Origin of the sequence: Bradyrhizobium sp. 23, from assembly GCF_023073295.1 — a bacterium.
Classification (GTDB): domain Bacteria; phylum Pseudomonadota; class Alphaproteobacteria; order Rhizobiales; family Xanthobacteraceae; genus Bradyrhizobium; species Bradyrhizobium canariense_D.
Window position 1 is genome coordinate 144,563 of record NZ_JADPJF010000088.1, and the last position, 5,382, is coordinate 149,944.

General features: G+C 64.5%; 6 protein-coding genes and 1 pseudogene. All 7 read right to left on the reverse strand.

All coding sequences use genetic code 11. The annotated features are described in order from the left end of the window. A pseudogene (locus IVB32_RS21630) lies at positions 1 to 427 on the reverse strand (2,3,4,5-tetrahydropyridine-2,6-dicarboxylate N-succinyltransferase); the annotation flags it as partial. A 126-nt stretch (positions 428 to 553) separates the two neighbouring features. Next, the gene (locus IVB32_RS21635) at positions 554 to 1,009 is read right to left on the reverse strand and encodes a DUF302 domain-containing protein (protein ID WP_231189775.1); all 456 of its coding nucleotides are present in this window, start codon (positions 1,007 to 1,009) and stop codon (positions 554 to 556) included. Positions 1,010 to 1,013: 4 nt separating this feature from the next. Beyond that, positions 1,014 to 1,373, reverse strand: a complete 360-nt coding sequence (locus IVB32_RS21640; RefSeq protein WP_018453029.1) for a carboxymuconolactone decarboxylase family protein — start codon at positions 1,371 to 1,373, stop codon at positions 1,014 to 1,016. A gap of 109 nt (positions 1,374 to 1,482) precedes the next feature. Then, positions 1,483 to 2,388: a LysR family transcriptional regulator gene (locus IVB32_RS21645; protein ID WP_018453030.1), complete on the reverse strand. Its 906-nt coding sequence runs from the start codon at positions 2,386 to 2,388 to the stop codon at positions 1,483 to 1,485. A gap of 25 nt (positions 2,389 to 2,413) precedes the next feature. After that, positions 2,414 to 3,106, reverse strand: a complete 693-nt coding sequence (locus IVB32_RS21650; RefSeq protein ID WP_018453031.1) for a pyrimidine 5'-nucleotidase — start codon at positions 3,104 to 3,106, stop codon at positions 2,414 to 2,416. 202 nt (positions 3,107 to 3,308) lie between these two features. Next, entirely contained in the window at positions 3,309 to 4,295 is a 987-nt protein-coding gene (locus IVB32_RS21655) for a DUF1036 domain-containing protein (protein ID WP_018453032.1), read from the reverse strand. 68 nt (positions 4,296 to 4,363) lie between these two features. Then, on the reverse strand, positions 4,364 to 5,251 hold the full coding sequence (gene argB / locus IVB32_RS21660; RefSeq protein ID WP_007597683.1) for an acetylglutamate kinase: 888 nt from the start codon (positions 5,249 to 5,251) through the stop codon (positions 4,364 to 4,366). Between the last annotated feature and the right edge of the window lie 131 nt (positions 5,252 to 5,382).

Below are 5,382 nucleotides of genomic sequence, written 5' to 3' on the forward strand. Positions count from 1 at the left end.
TGGTGGATTCATCGACGTAGGCGCCGAGATTGACGAAGGACGGCATCAGCACGACGTTGCGGGCGATGAAGGCGGAGCGGCGCACGATGGAGCCGGGGACGGCACGGAAACCGGCATCCCGAAAGCGGTTCTCGCCCCAGCCGTCGAACTTCGAGGGCACCTTGTCCCACCAGGCCGCCTTGCCGGGGCCGCCGGAAATGGCGCCCATGTCGTTGAGGCGGAACGAGAGCAGCACCGCCTTCTTCAGCCATTGATTGACCTTCCACTTGCCGTCGGCCCCGCGCTCGGCAACGCGGGCCTCACCCTTGTCCAGAATCTCCAGCGCGTGATCCACGGCCTCGCGGACCTCGCCCCTGGTCGAGGTCGAGACGCCGTCGCGCGCCTCGAAGGCGCCGTTGATGGTGGATTCGAGGACGGACAGGGACATTTGGCGATCCTTGAGCAGCATTTGCGGGGAATTTGGATCGCTTTTTCGGGACTTGGAGCGAGAGAGTCAAGAACGCAGTCGGCCATGTCCCGGCGCGTTCGGACGCGCCCGGGACATGGCCGGCGGCTATTTTGATGTGCCCGCGAGATCGATGCCGTTCACGATACCCTCGCAGAGGCCGGCGAGCTCATTTCCGAGTTCGGTCAATGCCGGTGAACGGTAGCGCGCGAAGGCCATAGCCGGATCAAGCCATCGCAGTTCGGCTTGACCGTCTGGAAAGCCGATCACGGCGAACTTCAGGGGGGCCTCGAGCAGCGCCGCGCTATCGGCGGTCAGCAGCCGCGACATCAGGCGTGGGTGGAAAAACAGGACCTGACGCGCGGGGCCGATGGCGAAGCCGCCACGACTGAGCAGCATTTGCGGGTCGATCTCGTGCAGGATCCAGAGGTCTGCCGCAATGATTCCCTGCTTCAAGCGGGTGACCACCTCTTCGACGGTCAACGAAGAGGTGACCGACCGTTGAAACGAGCTTGCGGCCGAACCGCATCCGGAGAAGGCCACAGGTTGCGGTGTTTGCGTCATCGGATCAGCCTTCGCCCGGCTTCGGTGCCCGGCTCGCATCGAACGCTTCGAGCGTCCGTGCCGAGTAGACCAACGACGCCCCCGCACCGATCGCAATCGCCACGCCGAGGGCCTCGGCGAGCTCCTCACGGCTCGCGCCGAAACGTGCGGCGGCGGCGGCGTGAACCGCAATACACCCGTCGCAGCGGGCGGTCACGGCCGCCGCCAGCGCGATCAACTCGCGCGTCTTTCCGTCCAGCTTTCCTGTCTGGGGGCCAGCCGCGCCAAGTTCGCGATAGCCCTTCAGCGTCGCCGGGCTTAGGGCACCAATGTCGCCGATCCGCGCCAGCAAGTCGCTCCGATAGGCGCTCCAATCCATCATCATTGTCTCTCTCCTCGAACGGCGGGTTGTTGCCGAGCTCGAGAGATAGACGTGCGGTCTCGCGGGAGCCATCAGCTATGGGCGTATGGCCGCTATACAGCTTGCCGAAGCGTCAGGCGAATTGACGGAATTCTCCCGCGATGAAGTCCACCACGGCGCGAACCCGCCGGACCTTGCCGGTGTCGCGATGAAATCCCAGCCACAGCTCGCGGCTCGGGACGGGCGCCGGCGTCTTGATCGAACGAAGCGCGGGATAGGCCGAGGCCAGCCGAGTCGGCAAGCAAACCAGCCCCGCGCCGGCGGCGGCCGCAGCGGCCTGACCATCGCGGCTATTGCTGCAGAATCCAACATGTGCCTGCGGCAAATAGCGACGCAGCCACTTCGTCTCCGCAACGCTTTCGGCGAGCGCCGCGTTCATTGTAATGAGCGCAGCGTCGGCGCCACCGTCCGAAAAATCGGGCGGTCCCTTTGCCTTGAGATAGGCAGCAGCAGCATAAAGCTGGAACGGAATGCTGCCGATCTTCCGCTGCATCAGTCCGTCCTGCTGGAAGCGCCCGAAGCGTAGGGCGACATCTATCTCCCGCCACGTGAGGCTCAGGGCCTCGGCGTCAGTAACCAGCTCGACGGTGACGGTCGGATGCGCCGCGCAGAACTTCGCCAGCAAAGGCGAGAGGATCCGTGCCCCGAGCCATTCGGGCGAGGTCACGCGCACCGTTCCGGTCAGTCCAGCGCTGCTGCCGACTGCGATCCGCTGCGCCGCCAGTGCTGCGTCCTCCATCCTCTCGGCATAATCGAGAATCTGCCGTCCGGTGTCGGAGAGCCGAAGGCCGGACGGAAGGCGGTCGAACAGGATCGCACCGAGCTTGCTTTCGAACAGTTCGAGGCGCCGGCTCATTGTCGGTTGCGTGGTGCCCAGCTTTCGTGCGGCACCCGAGAGGCTTTTTTCGCGAGCCAGGTGCAGGAAGTAGCGCAGGTCTTCCCATTCGATCGCAGCCAAGTCTGTCGGCTTCTGAGGCACGGTCGCTCCTGCGTTGCTGCGGGGGTCAGCCGATCGCGAGCGACTGCAGAAACCCAGTCAGATCGTCGGTGACGTGGTCGACATGGGCCGCATCACGGCCCGCCAGTTCCCAATCTTCACGCACCACTTGCTTGGTGCCGTCCGACACCACGAGTATCGTGGTCATGCCGAGCTCGTGCGGAACGGTGAGGTTGCGGGCGAGGTCCTCGAACATCGCTGCGCGGGTCGGATCGACCGAATGGTCGGCGAGAAACTTCCGGTAGGTCTGTGGCGCCGGCTTCGGCTCGAATTCGGCGGCGATGATGTCGAACACGCCGTCGAAATGCGTGGCAAAGCCGAGTCGCGCCAGCACCGCATCGACATGATCGACCGAGCCGTTGGTCAGGATCAGCTTTCGTCCCGGCAGTTTTGCAATGGCCTCGCCCAGGGCCGGGTTCGGCTCCAGCGGGGAATGGTCGATCTTGTGGACATAGGCGAGATAGTCGTCGGCGCGTACACCATGCAGGGTCATCATGCCACGCATGGTGGTGCCGAAGCGCTGGTAATAATCCTTCTGGATCTTGCGCGCTTCCACCGGTGTCAGATTGAGCCAGTTGCAAACGAACTCGGTGATCCGCGCATCGACCTGCTGCCACAGATTGACGTGGTGCGGATAGAGCGTGTTGTCGAGGTCGAACACCCAGGTGTCGATATGGGCAAAGGCGCGGGAGGAGGTCATTTTCACTCTCTATCCGTTGACCGCGGCGGCGCCCCACCCTCAATCGTCGTCCTGGCGAAAGCCAGGACCCATACGCCGTGACCGATCATTGGGACACTGCGGTCGTCGTTCTTCGCCAAATCCAATCCTGGGGTAATGGGTCCTGGCTTTCGCCAGGACGACAGCGGCGTGCGTGGCACCGGTACCATCACAACAGCACCCGTCACGGCATTGCAAACCGCAGCGTCTTGCCGCCGCTCGACATGTCCACCGCGCTAAAGCCCGTGGCCGCGAAACCGCGCGCGCCGCAGTCGGTCTGCTCGTTGGTCTCGAACTTGGTCTCGCGCGTGCAAAGCTGCTTGTCGCCGCCCCAGTTCAGCGGCTTGTCCTTCAGCTTGACGATTCGGTTATCGGCGTCGATGGCTTCCGCGAAGCTGAATATCTGCTTCGGCTGGCCGCTCACATCAGGGTGCAGGCAGGTCTTGGGGTCGATGCGATACCAGCCACGGCTCGTCACCGATTTGCCGTCGTCGGTGGCGACCGCCGCCATCACCTTGTGCGCGGTGTCGTTGCACCAGGTGAGGCCTGTCGCAGACGGCGTCTGCACGGCATCGACCATGGTCTTGAAGAAGTTCGGCGACGACAGGATGTCGGACGACAATCCGCGGCTCTTCAGGAAAGCGGCCAGCGCGCCTTGCGTCTTCGGCCCGTCGACGCCGTCGATCGGCGCGGCGTCGTAACCTGCGATCACCAAAAGCCGCTGGATGCCGGCGAGGCGGGCCTGCTCGTCGTCATACTCGGAGTCCTCGGCGAGATAGGCGACGAAATTGCCGTCCGCGCCTTGGGTCGGGGTGATCTGGGTGAAGGCGGCTTGGGTCTGGCCGCTGCGGCACTGCCGCGCTGCCGCGATGACGAAATTGTCCTGCGCGACGCACAGCGTGTCGCTGCCGTTCTGCGGGATCGGGGATGCGCCGTAGACGCCGAGCGCGCGGGCGTTGAGCAGGATGCGGTCGGCGGAGAGCGTGCCCTGCACCACCACGCGGCAGGTGGCGGGGTCGATCCTGAACCAGCCGCGCGTCGCGGTCGCCGCCTTGTCGTCGATGCCGATCGCGGCCTCGACGACATAGGACATGCGGTTGCAGATTTTCAGGTCGGCGAAGGCCGGTGCGGAGGAGAACACGAACGAGATGGCTGCGGCAGGGAGCGTCATCAGGAAGCGCGTCAGGACGGAGCGGCGAGGCCGCCGCTCTCCCAGCACTGTTCCTGTCCGCTCTTCTCTCACTTGTGGATCAGCGTGCCCGTGCCGGTATTGGTGAAGAGCTCGAGCAGCACCGCGTGCTGCATCTTGCCGTCGATGATGACGACGCCCTCCACGCCCTGTTCGAGCGCGTAGATGCAGGTCTCGACCTTCGGGATCATGCCGCCCGATATGGTGCCGTCCGCGATCAGCTTTCGCGCGTCCTTGACCGAGAGCTGCGGGATCAGCTTCTTGGACTTGTCGAGCACGCCCGGCACGTCGGTGAGCAGCAGCAGCCGCTTTGCCTTCAGCGCGCCGGCCACGGCACCTGCGAAAGTGTCGGCGTTGACGTTCAGCGTCTGCCCCTCTTTCGAGGTCGCGAGCGGCGCGAGCACGGGGATCAGCTCGTAGCCGATCAGCTGGTTGAGCAGCGTGAGATCGACTTTCTCGGGATCGCCGACGAAGCCGAGATCGACCGCCTTCTCGATGTGCGAGTCCGGATCCATGATGGTGCGCGTCGTCTTGGACGCCTTCACCATATTGGCGTCCTTGCCAGAGAGCCCCACGGCCTTGCCGCCGGCCTCGTTGATGTAGCCGACGATCTGCTTGTTGACGGAGCCGGCGAGCACCATCTCGACGATCTCGATGGTGGCGGCATCGGTGATGCGCAGGCCGGCTGCGAATTCCGAGACGATGCCGAGGCGCTTGAGCATGGTCGCGATCTGCGGGCCGCCGCCATGCACCACCACCGGATTGATCGCGGTCTGCTCGAGCAGCACGATGTCGCGGGCAAAATTCTTCGCGGTCTCCTCGTCCCCCATGGCATGGCCGCCATACTTGATGACGATGGTTTCCTCGTCATACTGCTGCATGTGCGGCAGCGCTTCGGACAGGATGCGGGCCTGGTCGAGCGGGGAGATTTCGGTCATGAGGCGGATCTCGCTGGCGGGATACTCGGGCCGCGTTCTATCCGATTGGCGGGCGGGGCGCAAAGTGATGTTCTTCCCCTCTCCCCTTGCGGGAGAGGGTGGATCGCCGCGATAGCGGCGAGACGGGTGAG

Coding starts and splice junctions, on each gene's coding strand:
- IVB32_RS21640 (WP_018453029.1), bottom strand. CDS start 1,373: ATGATGATGGATTGGAGCGCCTATCGGAGCGACTTGCTGGCGCGGATC.
- argB (WP_007597683.1), bottom strand. CDS start 5,251: ATGACCGAAATCTCCCCGCTCGACCAGGCCCGCATCCTGTCCGAAGCG.
- IVB32_RS21635 (WP_231189775.1), bottom strand. CDS start 1,009: ATGACGCAAACACCGCAACCTGTGGCCTTCTCCGGATGCGGTTCGGCC.
- IVB32_RS21655 (WP_018453032.1), bottom strand. CDS start 4,295: ATGACGCTCCCTGCCGCAGCCATCTCGTTCGTGTTCTCCTCCGCACCG.
- IVB32_RS21650 (WP_018453031.1), bottom strand. CDS start 3,106: ATGACCTCCTCCCGCGCCTTTGCCCATATCGACACCTGGGTGTTCGAC.